Raw genomic sequence first — 16779 nt, forward strand, 5'->3', positions numbered from 1 at the left:
GAGGACAAGGCCCCTTCAGGGCCGACGCGGGGGTCCGGGGGCGCAGCCCCCGGGGGACGCCAACCGCTACCGTGGGCAAGATGAGCACCGAGGACCAGCGGGCACCCCGCTCCCTAGCGGCAGCGCTCCGCGGCCGGGACGACGCGTCCCTGGCCGCACTGCTGCGCGCCCGCCCCGACCTCGTCACCCCGGTCCCCACCGACCTCACCCAGCTCGCCACCCGCGCCGGCACCCGCGCCTCCGTCGTGCGCGCGCTGGAGCGGCTCGACCGTTTCGCCCTGCAGAGCGCGGAAGCGCTGGCCGTGGCCGGCGATCCGGCGACGTACGACGAGCTGCTCGGACTGATGGCGGGCGACGCGCGCGATCCGGCCGTCGCCGGCGCGCTGCCCGGCGCCCTGGCGGCCCTGCGGGAACAGGCCCTGGTCTGGGGTGACGAAGGCAGCCTCCGCCTCGTCCGCACGGCCCGCGAACTGCTCGCGCCGTCCGCGCAGCACCCGTCCCCCACCGGGCTCGGGCCGAGCGTGCGGGAGGCGACGGCGGGCATGTCACCGGGCCGGATCCAGGAGTTGGTGGCGACGGCCGGGCTGCCGTCCACGCACGACTCGGTGTCCGCCGTCGGCGCGCTCACCGCCCTGTTCACCCACCGCAGGAAGATGGCCGCCCTGCTCGCCAAGGCGCCCGCCGACTCGCTCGACGTCCTGAAGCGGCTGATGTGGGGGCCGCCGTACGGGCAGGTCACGGCCGATCCGGCGGCGCGGCTGCGCTGGCTGCTCGATCGCGGGCTGCTGCTGCCGACGGCGCCCGGGACCGTCGTACTGCCCCGCGAGGTCGCCCTGCATCTGCGCGAGGGCCGGGCCCACCGCACGGCCGAACCCGTGCCGCCCACCGTCGAGGCGCTCGTCGTGCATCGTCCCCAGGTGGTGGACGCGACGGCGGCCGGGCAGGCGTACACGGCGCTGACGACCGTCGAGGAGCTGCTGAAGGACTGGCACGAGGGCGGTCCCTCGGTCCTGCGGGCCGGCGGGCTGAGCGTGCGCGACCTCAAGCGGACGGCCGTCGCCCTCGACGTGTCCGAGCCGATGGCGGCGTTCTGGGTCGAGTTGACGTACGCGGCCGGGCTGCTCGCCTCCGACGGGGAGGCCGACGAGCGGTACGCGGCGACCCCGGAGTACGACGACTGGCTGGAGCGGCCTCCCGCCGACCGGTGGGCGCAGCTCGCGCAGGCCTGGCTGGCGGCGACCCGGACGTCCGGGGTGGTCGGCGGCCGGGATCTCAAGGAGCGGGCGCTGTCGGCGCTGGGGCCGGGCCTGGACCGGTCCGCCGCGCCCGAGGTACGCCACCGGGTGCTGACCCTGCTGGCCGGGCTGCCCGAGGGCGCGGCGCCGGACGCGGCGGCGGTGCTGGCCCGGCTGCGCTGGGAGCGCCCGCTGCGCGGCCCACAGGGTCAGCAGAACCCGCAGGGGCAGCAGAACCCGCAGAATCCCCAGGGCACACAGGGCTCTCACGCCTCTCACGCCTCTCATGTTTCTCTGGGCGACGACGATCTGCGCTCCCGGCTGGCCCGCTGGACCCTGATGGAGGCCGAACTCCTGGGGGTGACCGGCCGGGGCGCGCTGTCGTCGCACGGGCGGGCCCTGATCGGGGCACGGCCCGCGCCGAAGCCGGCCGCCGCCACCACCGCCGACGCGGCGGCCGCCCCGACCGGCCCGGGCGACAAGCTGCCCGCGCACCACCGCCCGGCCACCGCCGGCCCGTCGGCCGCGCCCCTCTCACCGCCCGAGCAGGCCGTGGCCACCGCGGCCGCCGCCCGTCTGCTCACCCCGCTGCTGCCCGAGCCCCTGGACCACGTCCTGCTCCAGGCCGACCTGACCGCGGTCGCCCCCGGCCCGCTGCGGCGCCCGCTGGCCGATGTGCTGGGCGTTCTCGCGGACGTCGAGTCCAAGGGCGGCGCGACCGTCTACCGCTTCACCCCCGGCTCGGTGCGCCGTGCTCTGGACGCCGGCCGCAGCGCCTCCGACCTGCACGCCTTCCTCGCCGAGCACTCCCGTACGCCGGTGCCGCAGCCGCTGGCGTACCTGATCGACGACGTGGCCCGCCGGCACGGCCATCTACGGGTGGGCGCGGCCTCGGCCTACGTCCGCTGCGACGACGACGCCCTGCTGAACGAGATCCTCGCCGACAAGCGCGCCGCCGCCCTGCGCCTGCGGCGGCTGGCGCCGACGGTGCTCGCGGCCCAGGCCGACCCGGCGACCCTCCTCGAAGGTCTGCGGGCGATGGGCTTCGCGCCCGCCGCCGAGTCCGCCGAGGGTGACGTCCTGATCACCCGCGCACATGCCCACCGCACCCCGCCGCGCACGGCTCCTGAGCCGGTGCCGGACGGCCCCCCGGTGCCCGACACCACCCTGCTCACCGCGGCGATCCGGGCGATCCGGGCCGGCGACCTGGCCGCCACGGCGCCCCGCAAACCGACGGACGACGCCGCCCCGCTCGCCCCCGGCGAACTCCCCAGGACGAGCTCCGCCGAGACCCTCGCCACCATGCAGGCCGCCGTCCTGACCGGCGAGGCCCTGTGGATCGGCTACGTCAACGCCGAGGGCACCGCCAGCCAGCGCGTCATCGCCCCGGTCCGGGTGGAGGGCGGCTTCGTGACGGCGTACGACCACACGGCGGACGAGGTCCGCACCTACCCGCTGCACCGGATCACGGGAGTGGCCGAACTGGCGGAAGACTGACCGCGACCGCCCTCACCCTGGCCGTCCGCCGTACCGGCCCCCGGGCCAGGAGCCATCGGGTCGGGAGTCGTCGGGTCGGGAGCAACGCGCCGGCCCGCTCCGCCTCGGCCGAAACCCGCGAGCGATGGGCCACGGCTGGAGGCCGGGAGCGTGACCGCCGGGTCAATGGCCGGTTGTCCGACGGGCGACGGAGCGGCGAGCCGACGCGACGGGCCGGAGGGCCGGTGAGCCGACGGGCGACGGGCCGGTGAGCGGACGGGCTACGGGCCGGTGAGGCAACGGGCCGGTGCCGACGGGCGACGGGCCGGAAGGCCGGAAGGCCGGAAGGCCGTGGTGGGGTGGCTTCCGGGGCGCCGTCCGGCGGGTGAGGCGCCGGCAGGGCAGGGGCGTCGGGTCAGCACTGCGCGATGTCGGCGTCCGCCGGCAGGCCGAAGTGGGTGCGGGCCGTGGCCTCCAGGGACCGGGAGGACATCCGGTCCTGGAGGGAGGCCCTGGTGAGGACCCCGAAGTGGGACTCCGTCCACCGCCCGTAGCCGTCGCCGTCCGGCGGCTCCTCCCGCGCCACCACCCGGTAGCCCCCGGCGGCCGAGTCGTCCCGCTCCAGCCGCACCACCTGCGGGTACTGCCCGGCCCCGCACTCCACCAGCGCGTCGCCCCGCACCCCGTACTCGACGCACAGCGTGTTGACGCCGGCCCGTACCTCGTCCCCGTGCTCCTCCAGTTCGAGCACCTCCGCGTGGCAGAACCAGCGCGCCTCGAGCGCGGGCGCGCTCTCGCCGTAGCCGCTCCCCCGCGACTCCGCCGCGATCCTGGCCTCGATCACCGGCCGTACCTCGCCCCACAGCTGCCCGTCGATCTCCGCCGGCCACATGACCCAGGTACCCGTGGCCGCCAGCACCGCCGCTGCTCCCACGCCGACCGCGCCCCTGCGGAACGACAGGACCGACATACCGTGACTCCCCACCGCGTCGCGTCCATCGCGCCGCTCCCCCGGTCAGACACGCGAATGACGGACAGGGTTGCGCAGGGCCCCCGGGGAGAAGCGGAGCACCGTTACGGCACGGCGTACGGCACACTGGAGGTTTGGCCCGTGCGGAAGGGATGGCGTACGTGAACGGACCGCTGATCGTCCAGTCGGACAAGACTCTGCTCCTGGAGGTCGACCACGAGCAGGCGGACGAGTGCCGTCGTGCCATCGCGCCGTTCGCGGAGCTCGAGCGGGCGCCGGAGCACATCCACACCTACCGGTTGACGCCGCTGGGCCTGTGGAACGCCCGGGCGGCCGGGCACGACGCCGAGCAGGTCGTGGACGCGCTCGTGCAGTACAGCCGCTACCCCGTGCCGCACGCGCTGCTCGTCGACATCGCCGAGACGATGGACCGCTACGGCCGGCTGACCCTGAGCAAGCACCCGGCGCACGGGCTCGTGCTCACCAGCACCGACCGGCCGGTGCTGGAGGAGATCCTGCGCTCCAAGCGGGTCGCTCCGCTGGTCGGCGTCCGGATCGACCCGGACAGCGTCGCCGTGCACCCCTCCGAGCGCGGGCAGATCAAGCAGACGCTGCTGAAGCTGGGCTGGCCGGCCGAGGACCTCGCGGGGTACGTGGACGGCGAGGCGCACCCGATCGAGCTGGCCGAGGACGGCTGGGCGCTCAGGCCGTACCAGAAGCAGGCGGTGGAGAACTTCTGGCACGGCGGCAGCGGGGTCGTGGTCCTGCCGTGCGGTGCGGGCAAGACCCTCGTGGGCGCCGGGGCGATGGCCCAGGCGAAGTCGACCACGCTGATCCTCGTCACGAACACGGTCTCCGCGCGGCAGTGGAAGCACGAGCTGGTGAAGCGGACGTCGCTGACCGAGGAGGAGATCGGCGAGTACAGCGGGACGCGGAAGGAGATCCGGCCCGTCACCATCGCCACCTACCAGGTGCTGACGACCCGGCGGAAGGGCGTCTACCCGCACCTGGAGCTGTTCGACTCCCGGGACTGGGGGCTCATCCTCTACGACGAGGTGCACCTGCTGCCGGCGCCGGTCTTCAAGTTCACGGCGGATCTCCAGGCGCGTCGGCGCCTCGGTCTGACCGCGACCCTGGTCCGCGAGGACGGCCGTGAGTCGGACGTGTTCTCCCTGATCGGGCCGAAGCGGTTCGACGCTCCGTGGAAGGAGATCGAGGCGCAGGGCTACATCGCGCCCGCGGACTGCGTCGAGGTCCGGGTGAACCTGACGGACTCCGAGCGGCTGGCGTACGCGACCGCCGAGGCGGAGGAGAAGTACCGCTTCTGCGCGACGACGGCGACGAAGCGGAAGGTGACCGAGGCGATCGTCCGCCGCTTCGCGGGGCAGCAGATCCTCGTCATCGGCCAGTACATCGACCAGCTGGACGAGCTGGGCGAACACCTCGACGCTCCGGTGATCAAGGGCGAGACCTCCAACGCGCAGCGCGAGAAGCTCTTCGACGCCTTCCGGGAGGGCGAGATCAGCGTGCTGGTGGTGTCCAAGGTCGCGAACTTCTCGATCGACCTGCCGGAGGCGACGGTCGCCATCCAGGTCTCGGGCACCTTCGGTTCCCGTCAGGAGGAGGCGCAGCGCCTCGGCCGTGTCCTGCGCCCCAAGGCGGACGGCCACCAGGCCCACTTCTACTCGGTGGTGGCACGGGACACCCTCGACCAGGACTTCGCGGCGCACCGCCAGCGCTTCCTGGCGGAACAGGGTTACGCGTACCGGATCATGGACGCGGACGAGCTGCTGGCGGAGGGGCCCGAGTCCGGCCCGGGTCACGCCTGAGTTCCGCCTGAGTCCCGCCCGGGTCACCTGCGCCGGTGGACTCCGGCTTCCTCGCCGTACTCGCCGAGGATGATCACGTCGAAGGCGGCGCCCGCGAAGACCTTCACGGCGCGCAGGGCGTCGCCGAGGCGGTGACGGTGTGTGTCGGACAGGGAGGTCGCGCCGGACGGGCGACCTGGGACTGGGGTGAGGGTCGCTGCACTCATGTCTCCATGATGGGATCCGAGGCATAAAGGGGGCATCGGTCCCAGGTCCCCGTTCGGCGTACTCCTCGGGTACACCCACGGGCGGGGGTATCCCCTACGGGACGGAGGTCTCCCCTACGGGACGGAGGGCCGTCCCCAGGGGCGGGGAGGGCCCGTTCCCAGGGGCGGGGGCCGTCCCATAGGGGTGGGGAAGGGTTCCACCGGGATCCGCGCCGAGGGCGGCGGAACCAAATGCGTTGGCACGCGCCTGTCCCGTTCACCTACAATCTCCGCTCTTGCCCGCCTCCCTTCCCGGAGTGCCGCCGTCCGGCCGGAAACCGGACGGTCTCACCGCGGCGCCCGCAGCGCCCCCCTCAGCCGGTCCGGAGGCACCCCCTTGTCCACGCCGTCCACGCCGTCCCCGTCGTCGTCCACACCTGTGGACAACGATCCGCTCGCCCGCGAACGCGCCCACCTCCGCTCCTCCCGGAGCGCCCTGCGTGCCATGCGCGAGGACGTCGAGGCCCTCGACATCCGCGACGTCACCGCGAACTGGGTCAACGCCCAGATCCTGGAGCGGCAGATCGGGGAGCGCATCAAGGCGCTCGCCGACCTCAGCCACACCCCGCTGTTCTTCGGCCGGCTCGACTACCTGCACGCTCCCGGCGCAGCGCGGGCGGAGGGCGCGGAGGGGGAGCAGTTCTACATCGGGCGTCGGCATGTGCACGACGGCGAGGGCGATCCGATGGTCATCGACTGGCGTGCGCCGGTCTCGCAGCCGTTCTACCGGGCCTCGAAGAAGGACCCGATGGATGTCGGGCTGCGCCGCCGCTTCGGTTACACCGGCGGCGACCTCACCGCCTACGAGGACGAGCACCTCTCCGACCCGGCGGAGACGGCGCGGACCAGCATGCTGCTCCAGCGGGAGATCGAGCGGCCGCGTGTCGGACCGATGCGTGACATCGTCGCCACCATTCAGCCCGAGCAGGACGAGATCGTGCGCAGCGGGCTGGGCGGGACGGTCTGTGTCCAGGGAGGGCCGGGAACCGGGAAGACGGCCGTCGGTCTGCACCGGGTGGCGTATCTGCTCTACGCCCACCGCGAGCGGCTCGCCCGCACCGGCACGCTGGTCATCGGACCGAACAAGTCCTTCCTCCACTACATCGAGCAGGTGCTGCCCGCGCTGGGCGAGTTGACGGTACGCCAGGGCACGGTCGACGACCTGGTGGCCCATGTGGAGGTGCGGGGCGCGGACGACGCGGCGGCGGCGATCGTCAAGGGCGACGCGAGGATGGCGCAGGTGCTGCGGCGGGCCGTCCGCTCACACGTGAGCATGCCGAGCGAACCGCTCGTCGTCGTGCGCGGCTCCCGGCGGTGGCGGCTGCCGGCCTATGAACTGGAGGGAATGGTACGGGAGTTGCTGGACCGCGACATCCGCTACGGCGCCGCCCGTGAGGCCCTGCCGCAGCGCATCGCGCACGCGATCCTGGTCCAGATGGAACGCTCGGGCGAGGCTCCCGACGACCGGGTGCAGGACGCCGTCGCCCGCAACAGCGCGGTGAAGGCGGCCGTGAAGGCGGTCTGGCCGGCCGTCGATCCGGCGAAACTGGTGCTCCGGCTGCTCACGGACGCGGAGTTCCTGGCCGCGCACGCGGAGGGCGTGCTGAACGAGGACGAGCAGAAGACGATCCTGTGGGCGAAGCCGGTGCGGTCCGTGAAGTCGGCCAGGTGGTCGGCGGCGGACGCGGTACTCATCGACGAGGCGACCGACATCGTCGAGCGCACGCACTCCCTCGGCCATGTGGTGCTGGACGAGGCGCAGGACCTGTCCCCCATGCAGTACCGGGCGGTCGGCCGCCGCTGCACGACGGGTTCGGCGACCGTGCTGGGCGACCTGGCGCAGGGCACCACGCCCTGGGCGACCCGGAGCTGGGAGGAGGCGCTCACCCACCTCGGCAAGGCGGACGCGGTGATCGAGGAGCTGACGGCCGGTTTCCGCGTGCCGACGGACGTCATCACCTACGCCTCCCGGCTGCTCCCGCACATCGCACCGGGCCTCACACCCGTCGCCTCGGTCCGTGAGAACCCGGGCTTCTTCGACCTCCGGCCGGTCGCAGAAGTCACCGAAGTCGTCGCGGCCTGCGAGGAGTTGCTGCGCAACGAGGGCTCGACGGGCCTGATCGCGGCCGACGCCCGGATCCCGGCGCTGGCCGAGGCGCTGACGGCGGCCGGGATCGGCCACCTGTCCCCCGGTGAGGAGACGACCGCCGAGACCCGTCTCACCCTGGTCCCGGCCTCCCTGGCCAAGGGCCTGGAGTACGACTACGTCGTCCTGGACGAACCCCGGGCGGTGGTCGACGGCGAACCGGACGAGCGGACGGGCCTGCGGCGGCTGTACGTGGCACTGACCCGGGCGGTGTCGGGCCTGATCGTGACCCACGCGGCCCCGCTGCCGCCCCAGCTCGGCTGACGGTCCACCCGCCGGGCCTCGGCCGACGGTCGGCGCGCGGGTTACCCGGCCCGCTCGCCGTCGACTGCCCGCTCGCCGTCGACTGCCCGCTCGCCGTCGACTGCCCGCCGCCATTGCGCGACGGCCCGCGCCGACACCGGGCCGGTCCAGCCGCCGGGGCGGGCCGCGCCGCCGATGTGGAAGGCGTCGATTCCGCCGGCAACCAGCACCGGCACATGGTCGAGGCGCAGGCCGCCGCCCACGAGGAGCTGCTGCTCGTAGCCCTGCTCCCCGTGCCGTGCCGCCTCCGCGAGGAGGGTGGGAAGGCCGGTGTCGACGCCGGTGGCGGAACCGGCGGTGAGGTAGGTGTCCAGTCCGGGCAGGCCGTCCAGCTGCTTGCGCAGGGCGTCACGGTCGCCTGCGTGGTCGAGGGCGCGGTGGAAGGTCCAGCGGCAGCCGTCCAGCTCGGCGACGACCCGCTCCACCGCGGCCAGGTCCACCCCGCCCTCGGCGTCGAGGAACCCGAGCACGAACTCGTCCGCGCCGGCCGTCCGCAGCTCGCCCGCGAGCCGTACGAGGGAGGCGACGTCCTCGGCGGTTCCCGCCGCGAAGCCTTCGGAGCGTCTCAGCATCACGCGCAGGGAGAGGTCCACGGCGGCCCGGATCCCGGCGAAGACCGCGACCGGCGGGGTGAGCCCGTCGGCGGCCATGTCGGTGACCAGCTCGAGGCGGTCCGCGCCCCCGGCCTGGGCGGCGACCGCGTCCTCCACGTCGAGGGCGATCACCTCCAGAACTGCACGCTTGCTCATGGGACCCCATTCGTCGGCGCTCATCGGCTTGATCGGCTCACGGCTCATCGGCTTCTTCGGCGGACTACAGGTCTAGTCCAATTCAAGAATAACGCCGGAGAACCCGTCCGCACGCGCGACAATGAGGCCATGGCCGATCTCGACGCCCTGCGCACCCGTTTCAGCCACACCCTGGAGAGGACCCGGGGCCCGGCCGACGGTCCCGACCCGGCGCCGTACTGCGACGACCTCCTCGCCCGCTGGCAGGAGCCGCAGCGCCGCTACCACACGCTCACGCACCTCACCGAGGTCCTCGACCGCATCGACGTACTCGCCGAGTACACCGCCGACCCGGGCGTCGTCCGGCTGGCCGCCTGGTTCCACGACGCCGTCTACCTGCCCGACCGCTCCGAGAACGAGGAGCGCTCCGCCCGCCTCGCCGAGCGCGCGCTGCCCGAGGCCGGGGTGTCGCCGGAGCGGACCGCCGAGGTCGCGAGACTCGTCCGGCTCACCGTCACCCACGATCCGGCCGACGACGACCTCGACGGCCAGGTCCTGTGCGACGCAGACCTCGCGATCCTCGCCGCGCCACCGTCCGCGTACGCCGCCTACACCGCAGCCGTCCGCGAGGAGTACCACTTCGTCCCGAACGACGCCTTCCGGACCGGCCGCGCGGACATCCTGCGCCAACTCCTGAACCTGCCCCGGTTGTTCAGGACGCCGTACGGGAGCGAGCGGTGGGAGGCCACGGCCCGCTACAACCTGCGGGGCGAACTGGAACTGCTCGCCTCGTGACCACCCCGCGCATCCCCGCCGAACGCCTCACCCTCGAAGGCGTCACGCCCAGCGCCGCCGCCGGACTGCGGGCGGGCGGCGGCGGAGGCTTCGTGTGGCTCGACGGCGGACCGTTCGAGGGGACGCGGGACGCCGCCGGGATGATGGTGCGGGCGTACGTGTCCGGCGTGCACCGGCCGGAGTTCGGCATGTACGTCCTCGTGCGGCGACAGGACGGCCGGGCCGTCGGCAGCATGTGCTTCCACGCGGCTCCCGACGAGGACGGCCGCACGGAGATCGGCTACGACCTCGTCGAGGCCGCCCGCGGCCACGGCTACGCGACCGAGGCGCTGCGCGCGCTGGCCGGCTGGGCGCTGGCCCGGGACGACGTACGACGCCTGTTCGCGGTCGTCGAGCACACCAACGCACCCTCCCGGGGGGTGCTCGAGCGGGCCGGGTTCGTCAAGGTCGGCGAAGGCGACCGGGAGGACGCGTACGAACTGCGCGGCAGACCTCGCCCGGCCTAGGCGGAGCCGGTCCCCGCTCCGCCACGTGCACCACGCCTCCCCTACTTCGCGCCGCCCTTGCGTCTGCGCAGGCCCGCCGCCGTCAGCAGGCGCACCACCTCGCGGCTGCTCACCCGGACCGCGCCGGCGGCCACCACCTCGGCGTAGCGGTGTGACGGGATGTCGTAGTGATCGCGCTCGAAGGCACGCCGGGGGACGCCCAGCCCCTCGGCGAAGAGGTGCAGTTCGGCGTACGAGACGTCACTGACGAGGTGGGACCACATACGGCCGTGCCCCGGCCAGTCCGGCGGGTCGATGTAGACGGTCACGAGAGCCTCATGAGGATGCCGCGCCGCCCAGGGCCGGCCCCAGCGAGCCCACCGGCGCGACCTTCACGCCCGCCTTGTGGCACACCCAGTGCGGGTCGGGTCCGAGCTCGGGCTCGACCTCGAGCGCGTGCGGATCGCCCGAGCCGCAGACCGGGCACAGGGGCCAGCGCCCGTACCGCTCCAGCAGCGCGTCCTGCACGTCCTGCGCGATCAGTCCCGCCACGTACGCCATACCGTCCGGCCACTGCTCGACCCACCAGCGCCGCTGCACGACGGAGTCCTCGACCAACGAGACCACGTCCGCCGCGGCGACGTCGCCCGAGGCCAGATCGGCCAGCACGAGGGCGCGTGCCGCGTGCAGGGTCTGTTCCAGGGGGCTGATGGGATCCATCCCCCCATTGTGCGCACTCTTGCCCCGGAGCCCGAACAGAAAATAGCTTTCAGAGGTGACCAAGGCCGTGAAAGAAACGTTCAGTCCCACAGCGACACCCACCTCGCGGTGACGAACGCGGTGCAGCTCGCCGTCGGCGGCCTCGCCATCGCCATCACGCACTCCGGTGCGACGGGGGACGTCATCGAACCGCTGCGGGAGGCGTTCGGGCGCGGGGCCACGACCGTCGCCGTCACGGGGCGGCCGAAGTGCGCGGTGACGCGGTACGCCGATCACCGTACTGGCCGCGTCGACCGCCCGGGAGAGTGAGCCGCGTCCGGCGGCGACGTCGTCCCGGACCAGCCAACTGCTGGTGGTGGACTGTCTGTTCGTCGGCGTGGCCCGGCGGACCTGCGCGACGGCCGCACCGGCGCCGGCCGCGTCGTACGAGGCGTTGGCCCACCGGCGCCGGTAGACCGTAGGGGCACCCGGTGGGCCGGTAGGCCGCAGCGGTGCCCGCAGTCGCCCCGACCCGCACCGGAAAGAGCCGCCCCCGATGACCTCCCGTCCCGACCCCCGTGAGCTGCGCACCGCGCTCGAGTCCCTCACCACCGAAGCGTTCCGCCCCGATCTCGCCGAGATCGACCGGCTCCCCACCCTCGACATCGCCCGGCTCATGAACGGCGAGGACACCGCCGTCCCAGCCGCCGTCGGCGCGCGGCTCCCGCAGATCGCCGCCGTCGTCGACGCCGTCGCGGCACGCATGGCGCGCGGCGGGCGGCTGGTCTACGCCGGTGCCGGCACCGCCGGGCGGCTCGGGGTGCTCGACGCCTCCGAGTGCCCGCCGACCTTCAACACCGCACCCGGCCAGGTCGTCGGGCTGATCGCGGGCGGCCCGACGGCCATGGTCACCTCCGTCGAGGGCGCCGAGGACTCCCAGGACCTCGCCGAGGCGGACCTGGCCGCCCTCGCGCTCACCCCCGACGACACCGTGGTCGGCGTCTCCGCCTCCGGCCGCACCCCCTACGCCGTCGGCGCCGTCCGGTACGCGCGGGCGCGGGGCGCCCTGACCGTCGGGCTGTCCTGCAACCCGGGCAGCGCGCTGGCCGCCGCCGCCGAGCACGGGATCGACGTGGTCGTGGGCCCGGAGCTGCTCACCGGCTCCACCCGGCTGAAGGCGGGCACCGCCCAGAAACTGGTGCTGAACATGATCTCGACGATCACGATGATCCGGCTGGGCAAGACGTACGGGAACCTGATGGTCGACGTCCGTGCCTCGAACGAGAAGCTGCGCGCCCGCTCGCACCGCATCGTGGCGCTGGCGACCGGGGCGGACGACAAGGACATCGAAGCGGCCCTCGCGGCCACCGGCGGCGAGGTGAAGAACGCGATCCTCACCCTGCTGGCCGGGGTGGACGGGCCGGCCGCCGCCCGCCTTCTGGAGGAGTCCGGGGGACATCTGCGCGCCGCGCTCGGCGCGGTGAGCGACTGAGCCGCACGCTCGGGGGGTGCGCATCGACTCCTCCTCCACCGCCGCCGCGATCCTGCCCCTGGTGGGCGGCCCCGCGAACGTCAGGTCCGTCGCCCACTGCATGACCCGGCTGCGGCTGGGCCTCGCCGACCCGTCCGAGGCGGACGAGGAGGCGCTGCGGGCGGTGCCCGGGGTGCTCGGGGTCGTCGTGGACGGCGGCTCGTACCAGGTGGTCCTCGGGCCGGGCGCCGTGACAAGGGTGACGGCCGACTTCGAGCAGCTGCTCGCCCGGCCGTCCACCGCCGATGAACCGGGCGCCCGCCGGGCCGGGTCGCGGCAGGCCCGGCGCCGGGCCGACGCGACCCCGATCAGGTCCGGCCTGCGCCGGCTGGCCGCTGTGTTCGTCCCGCTCATCCCCGCCCTGATCGGCTGCGGGATCCTCGCCGGGGTCAACGGTCTGCTGCTCAACGCCGGGTGGCTGCCCGGGCTCGGCCCCGCCCTGACCGCCGTCGCGTCCGCCTTCATGGCGCTGATCGCCGTCTTCGTCGGCCACAACACGGCGAAGGAGTTCGGCGGCACACCGATCCTGGGCGGGGCGGTCGCGGCGATCGTCGTGTACCCGGGGGTCGCGAAGGTGACGGCGTTCGGGGTGACCCTCGCCCCCGGCCAGGGCGGGGTCCTCGGCGCACTGGCGGCGGCCCTGCTGGCGACCCGCGTCGAGAAGTGGTGCCGCGGCCGCGTCCCGGAGGCGCTGGACGTACTCCTCACCCCCACCCTGACCGTCCTCGTCGCCGGGCTCGGCACGCTGTACGGCCTGATGTACGCGGCCGGCGCGGTGTCCTCGGCCATCGGCACGGCGGCGAACTGGCTGCTGGCGACGACGGGCGCCTTCGCGGGGCTGGTGCTCGGCGGCCTCTTCCTGCCCCTGGTGATGCTCGGCCTCCACCAGGCCCTCATCCCCATCCACACCACCCTCATCGAACAGCAGGGCTACACGGTCCTGCTGCCCGTCCTGGCCATGGCGGGCGCGGGCCAGGTCGGCGCGGCGGTGGCGGTGTACGTCCGGCTGCGCGACACGTCCATCAGGACGACGATCAGGTCGGCGCTCCCGGCCGGGCTGCTGGGCGTCGGGGAGCCCCTGGTCTACGGGGTGTCGCTCCCGCTGGGCCGCCCCTTCCTCACCGCCTGCGCGGGCGGGGCGGCCGGCGGTGCCTTCGTCGGCTTCTTCGCGATGCTCGGCGACAGGGTCGGCGCGACGGCGATCGGCCCGTCCGGCTGGGCCCTCTTCCCGCTCCTGGCAGGCAACCGCGGCTTGGGCCTGACAGCAGCGATCTACGCGGGCGGCCTGCTGACGGGCTACGCGACCGGCTTCGCGGCGACCTACGCCTTCGGCGGACTGAGCAGACCGAACGCCAACCCGAAGGGAGAGCCCGACGAGGCCCGGGAGCCCGAAGAGGCCGGGAAAGCCAGGCAGGCCAGGGCGACCGCGGAAGTCGGCGACGCCGGGATGAGCTGAGCAAGTCGGCGGACCGCGCCGACCCCGCAGGTCGGGCGAGCCCAAGCCGACGGGGCTGGGGGCACTCGGCGGGTGGAGGCGCTCGGCGAGCGGAGGCGTGGACGCCGGGAGTGCTGAATGAGTCGGGCGGACCACGCCGACCCCGCACGTCGGGCGAGCCCAGGCCGACGGGGCTGGGGGCACTCGGCGGGTGGAGGCACTCGGCAAGCGGAGGCGTGGACGCCGGGAGCGTTCCGTGACGGGGTGTGCGCGACCGCGGTGTCGCCGCCGACCGGCACGGATCGGCCGACAGCCGCGCCCGCCTACCCTAGGAGCCATGAACCACGCCCAGCTCACCGCGCTCGGCCGTGCCCTCCGTCTTCTCGGCGAGCACGGGGAAGCGCTCGCCGCCGACACCCCGGACTCCCGGCTGCACGAGGTCAAGGCCGATCTGCGGCGTGCCCTGGACCTGCTGGACGACAGCGTCGTCGGCGCCACGCCCACCACCCGCTGCGCCGAGCACCCGCACGGTCCGGTCGACAAGGCGGCCCCCGACCTGTGCCTGCTGTGCGAGACTCGCCGCCGGACGGCCCGGCGCACCGAGTTCAACGGCCCCGCCCCACAGGCGCCGTACACCGCTCCCACCCCCTCCGTCTCCCGGTACGGCACCCGCGCCGACCGCCCGCAGCCCCAGCAGCGCTGGCTGGCGGAGCTGTGGACCGGGCAGGAGTGGCAGCTCTGCGGGACGCCGCGCAGGGACCGCCGCGAGGCCGAGCTCTACATCGCCGCGCTGCGACGCGGATCCCGGCCCGCGATGGCCTACCGCCTGGTGCACGAGTTCACCGACTACGAGGTGCTGCGGATCTGGGGCACCCCGATGAAGGTCGACATCGAACCGCTCGGCAACCTCTAGGACCACTGAGACCGCAGGCCGCAGGACCGCAGGCCGCAGGACCGCAGGACCGCAGGCCGCAGGGCCGCGGGGCCACAGGCCGCGGGGCCACAGGCCGCGGGGCCGCGGGGCCACAGGCCGCAGGGCCACAGGCCGCAGGGCCACAGGCCGCAGGGCCGCGGGGCCACAGGCCGCAGGGCCGCGGGGCCACAGGGCCGCGGGGCCACAGGCCGCAGGGCCGCGGGGCCGCAGGGCCGCGGGGCCGCTATGGCTGCCTGTCCTGGGCGCCGCTGTCCAGCAACGGCAGCGGCGGGAAGTCGTGGCCCTCCCACAACCGGCGGGACGTCTCCTCCGGGTACGGGCGGACCTCGGGCTCCACGTCCAGCACCTGCACCAGCCTCCGTTCCGCGTCGTACGCCGGCCAGCCCGGGTCTCCCGTCCGCGCGAAGGACGTCCACGACCGGTGGAAACTCGCGGTCAGGGCACGGGCCTCGTCCGGCACCTCCACCCCCGCGAACAGCAGGTTCCCGAGGTCCGCGGCGTAGGTGCCGAACAGCAGCGGGATGTCCAGGCCGTGGCACGCGCCCAGGGTGCCGCCCGCTCCCGGGGCGGGCCAGGTCAGCTCGTAGACATGGGCCCGGCCGCCGCCCGCCACCTGCGCCTCGGCCAGGTGCAGGGAAGGTATGTGGAACAGCCAGTCCGACTGCACCCGCTCGTACAGCTCGCCCGGATCCGCGTCCGGGAAGGCCGACCGGTACGCCTGTTCGCCCTCCGCTCCCCCGCCCGGGGCGAACAGGCGCAAGGCCGTCGTCGCCTGTTCCCCGGTCACCTTGCCCAGCAGGCCGCCCATGGCGATGAACAGGCGGAACTCCTGCGCGTTGTGTCCGACGATCAGCTCGACGTCCCGAGCGGCGCCCGCCGCCAGCGCCTGCCACGGAGTCGTCGGCAGGATCTCGCCGTCGACCACGGGTGAGAACGGGGTGACCGTGGGCGCGACCTGGCCCCAGCGGTCCACCCGCTGTGCCATCTTCGCGCCCAGCGCCGCACCAGCCTCGGGCAGCTTGCGCGGGTCCACCGTGGAGAGGTCGGCCGCCGTCGGTCGCAGGCCTGCCTCCGCGGCGATCGCGCCCGCGAGGTCGCGGGCCAGCTCGTCGGAGAAGTACGTGCCGGGCACTCTCTGCGCGATGGCCCGCCCGAACAGACCCCGCGCGCTCGGCATGGCCAGCAACGCGGCCACCGAACCGGCGCCCGCCGACTCACCGAAGACGGTCACCCGGCCCGGATCGCCGCCGAAGGCCCCGATGTTGTCCCGCACCCACTCCAGCGCGGCGACCTGGTCGAGCAGGCCCCGGTTGGCCGGCGCGCCCTCGATCCGGGCGAACCCCTCTATACCGACGCGGTAGTTGAACGTGACGATGACCAGATCGCCGGCGCGGGCGAGGTGCTGCGCGTCGTAGCCGGGGCTGCCGGAGTGGCCGAGTTTGTAGGCGCCGCCGTAGATCCACACCATCACCGGGCGGGCGGCCGACGGGGCCGGCTCCGGGGCCGGCGTCCAGACGTTGACCGTCAGCCAGTCGTCGCCGGTCGGGGCGTCCAGGATCCCCGCCCGGCCCTGGATGCCCACCTCCTGCGGGGGCGGCGGGCCGAAGGCGTACGCGTCCCGTATCCCGTCCCACGGGTGTGGCGGGCGCGGGGCCTGGAAGCGGGCCTCGCCGACCGGGGGCGCGGCGAAGGGGATGCCGCGGAAGACGGTCAGATCCTCCTCGCGGCGCCCGCGTACGGCACCGGCGGTGGTGCGTGCGACGAGCCGGTCGTTGGCGTCGATGACATCGGTGGCGTCGGGTGTCGTCATTGATCACTCCTGAAAAGGCGGCTGCTCGTGGAACGGGCGGTGATCGGCGAAAGTGCCGGAGGCGGCTGTCACCCCTCGCTTGGGTTAAAACCGCCACAAACCGGGGAAGAGGGTTACACCACAAAACAAGGCTTACCGCCCCAAGGGGGGGCCCCGCC

Annotated in this window: 14 protein-coding genes and 1 pseudogene; 9 read left to right on the forward strand and 6 right to left on the reverse strand. The window is 74.1% G+C overall.

Annotation, left to right across the window (positions count from 1 at the left end; all coding sequences use genetic code 11):
- The first annotated feature begins 80 nt into the window (after positions 1 to 80).
- Positions 81 to 2732, forward strand: coding sequence for a helicase-associated domain-containing protein (locus ACFWBB_RS40705; RefSeq protein WP_385283755.1), 2652 nt, complete (start codon positions 81 to 83; stop codon positions 2730 to 2732).
- A 394-nt stretch (positions 2733 to 3126) separates the two neighbouring features.
- Here the strand turns inward: ACFWBB_RS40705 and ACFWBB_RS40710 are convergent, their stop codons facing one another.
- Positions 3127 to 3681: a hypothetical protein gene (locus ACFWBB_RS40710; RefSeq protein WP_385283758.1), complete on the reverse strand. Its 555-nt coding sequence runs from the start codon at positions 3679 to 3681 to the stop codon at positions 3127 to 3129.
- Positions 3682 to 3842: 161 nt separating this feature from the next.
- Between ACFWBB_RS40710 and ACFWBB_RS40715 the strand changes: the two genes are divergently transcribed.
- Positions 3843 to 5510 (forward strand): DNA repair helicase XPB, encoded by a 1668-nt coding sequence (locus ACFWBB_RS40715; RefSeq protein WP_385283792.1) that lies wholly within the window; start codon positions 3843 to 3845, stop codon positions 5508 to 5510.
- A 23-nt stretch (positions 5511 to 5533) separates the two neighbouring features.
- On the opposite strand, the gene ACFWBB_RS40720 is transcribed toward ACFWBB_RS40715, so the two are convergent.
- Positions 5534 to 5716, reverse strand: coding sequence for a hypothetical protein (locus tag ACFWBB_RS40720; protein ID WP_385283761.1), 183 nt, complete (start codon positions 5714 to 5716; stop codon positions 5534 to 5536).
- 376 nt (positions 5717 to 6092) lie between these two features.
- On the opposite strand from ACFWBB_RS40720, the gene ACFWBB_RS40725 reads away from it, so the two are divergent.
- Positions 6093 to 8165, forward strand: a complete 2073-nt coding sequence (locus ACFWBB_RS40725; protein ID WP_385283764.1) for a HelD family protein — start codon at positions 6093 to 6095, stop codon at positions 8163 to 8165.
- A gap of 41 nt (positions 8166 to 8206) precedes the next feature.
- Here the strand turns inward: ACFWBB_RS40725 and ACFWBB_RS40730 are convergent, their stop codons facing one another.
- Entirely contained in the window at positions 8207 to 8953 is a 747-nt protein-coding gene (locus ACFWBB_RS40730) for a copper homeostasis protein CutC (protein WP_385283795.1), read from the reverse strand.
- Positions 8954 to 9082: 129 nt separating this feature from the next.
- On the opposite strand from ACFWBB_RS40730, the gene ACFWBB_RS40735 reads away from it, so the two are divergent.
- Together ACFWBB_RS40735 and ACFWBB_RS40740 are read left to right on the forward strand one after the other, a co-directional pair.
- The gene (locus tag ACFWBB_RS40735; protein WP_385283767.1) at positions 9083 to 9727 is read left to right on the forward strand and encodes a hypothetical protein; all 645 of its coding nucleotides are present in this window, start codon (positions 9083 to 9085) and stop codon (positions 9725 to 9727) included.
- Complete coding sequence (locus ACFWBB_RS40740; RefSeq protein WP_385283770.1) at positions 9724 to 10233, forward strand: GNAT family N-acetyltransferase; 510 nt, start codon at positions 9724 to 9726, stop codon at positions 10231 to 10233. Before ACFWBB_RS40735 ends, ACFWBB_RS40740 begins: the two co-directional genes overlap by 4 nt.
- A 41-nt stretch (positions 10234 to 10274) precedes the next feature.
- Here the strand turns inward: ACFWBB_RS40740 and ACFWBB_RS40745 are convergent, their stop codons facing one another.
- The gene (locus ACFWBB_RS40745) at positions 10275 to 10541 is read right to left on the reverse strand and encodes a DUF4031 domain-containing protein (protein ID WP_385283773.1); all 267 of its coding nucleotides are present in this window, start codon (positions 10539 to 10541) and stop codon (positions 10275 to 10277) included.
- Between the two features lie 7 nt (positions 10542 to 10548).
- Positions 10549 to 10932 carry a hypothetical protein gene (locus ACFWBB_RS40750; RefSeq protein ID WP_385283776.1) on the reverse strand — a complete coding sequence of 128 codons (384 nt, stop codon included), beginning with the start codon at positions 10930 to 10932 and terminating at the stop codon, positions 10549 to 10551.
- A gap of 84 nt (positions 10933 to 11016) precedes the next feature.
- On the opposite strand from ACFWBB_RS40750, the pseudogene ACFWBB_RS40755 reads away from it, so the two are divergent.
- The 4 genes and pseudogenes from ACFWBB_RS40755 to ACFWBB_RS40770 form a co-directional block, all read left to right on the forward strand.
- Positions 11017 to 11386 (forward strand): annotated as a pseudogene (locus tag ACFWBB_RS40755) (SIS domain-containing protein); the annotation flags it as partial.
- A gap of 81 nt (positions 11387 to 11467) precedes the next feature.
- Positions 11468 to 12403, forward strand: a complete 936-nt coding sequence (murQ, locus tag ACFWBB_RS40760) for an N-acetylmuramic acid 6-phosphate etherase (protein WP_385283779.1) — start codon at positions 11468 to 11470, stop codon at positions 12401 to 12403.
- A gap of 16 nt (positions 12404 to 12419) precedes the next feature.
- Positions 12420 to 13898, forward strand: a complete 1479-nt coding sequence (locus tag ACFWBB_RS40765) for a PTS transporter subunit EIIC (protein WP_385283783.1) — start codon at positions 12420 to 12422, stop codon at positions 13896 to 13898.
- A 316-nt stretch (positions 13899 to 14214) separates the two neighbouring features.
- A complete protein-coding gene (locus ACFWBB_RS40770; protein WP_385283786.1) occupies positions 14215 to 14790 on the forward strand; it encodes a hypothetical protein in 576 nt (191 codons plus the stop codon).
- A 244-nt stretch (positions 14791 to 15034) separates the two neighbouring features.
- Here the strand turns inward: ACFWBB_RS40770 and ACFWBB_RS40775 are convergent, their stop codons facing one another.
- Entirely contained in the window at positions 15035 to 16621 is a 1587-nt protein-coding gene (locus ACFWBB_RS40775; RefSeq protein WP_385283789.1) for a carboxylesterase/lipase family protein, read from the reverse strand.
- Positions 16622 to 16779 lie beyond the last annotated feature (158 nt).

The organism is Streptomyces sp. NPDC060000, assembly GCF_042737375.1.
Lineage (GTDB): Bacteria > Actinomycetota > Actinomycetes > Streptomycetales > Streptomycetaceae > Streptomyces.

Excerpts from the sequence above, each read along its gene's own strand:
- ACFWBB_RS40705 (WP_385283755.1), top strand. The coding sequence starts at position 81 with ATGAGCACCGAGGACCAGCGGGCACCCCGCTCCCTAGCGGCAGCGCTC.
- ACFWBB_RS40710 (WP_385283758.1), bottom strand. The coding sequence starts at position 3,681 with ATGTCGGTCCTGTCGTTCCGCAGGGGCGCGGTCGGCGTGGGAGCAGCG.
- ACFWBB_RS40720 (WP_385283761.1), bottom strand. The coding sequence starts at position 5,716 with ATGAGTGCAGCGACCCTCACCCCAGTCCCAGGTCGCCCGTCCGGCGCG.
- ACFWBB_RS40730 (WP_385283795.1), bottom strand. The coding sequence starts at position 8,953 with ATGAGCAAGCGTGCAGTTCTGGAGGTGATCGCCCTCGACGTGGAGGAC.
- ACFWBB_RS40735 (WP_385283767.1), top strand. The coding sequence starts at position 9,083 with ATGGCCGATCTCGACGCCCTGCGCACCCGTTTCAGCCACACCCTGGAG.
- ACFWBB_RS40750 (WP_385283776.1), bottom strand. The coding sequence starts at position 10,932 with ATGGATCCCATCAGCCCCCTGGAACAGACCCTGCACGCGGCACGCGCC.
- murQ (WP_385283779.1), top strand. The coding sequence starts at position 11,468 with ATGACCTCCCGTCCCGACCCCCGTGAGCTGCGCACCGCGCTCGAGTCC.
- ACFWBB_RS40770 (WP_385283786.1), top strand. The coding sequence starts at position 14,215 with ATGAACCACGCCCAGCTCACCGCGCTCGGCCGTGCCCTCCGTCTTCTC.
- ACFWBB_RS40775 (WP_385283789.1), bottom strand. The coding sequence starts at position 16,621 with ATGACGACACCCGACGCCACCGATGTCATCGACGCCAACGACCGGCTC.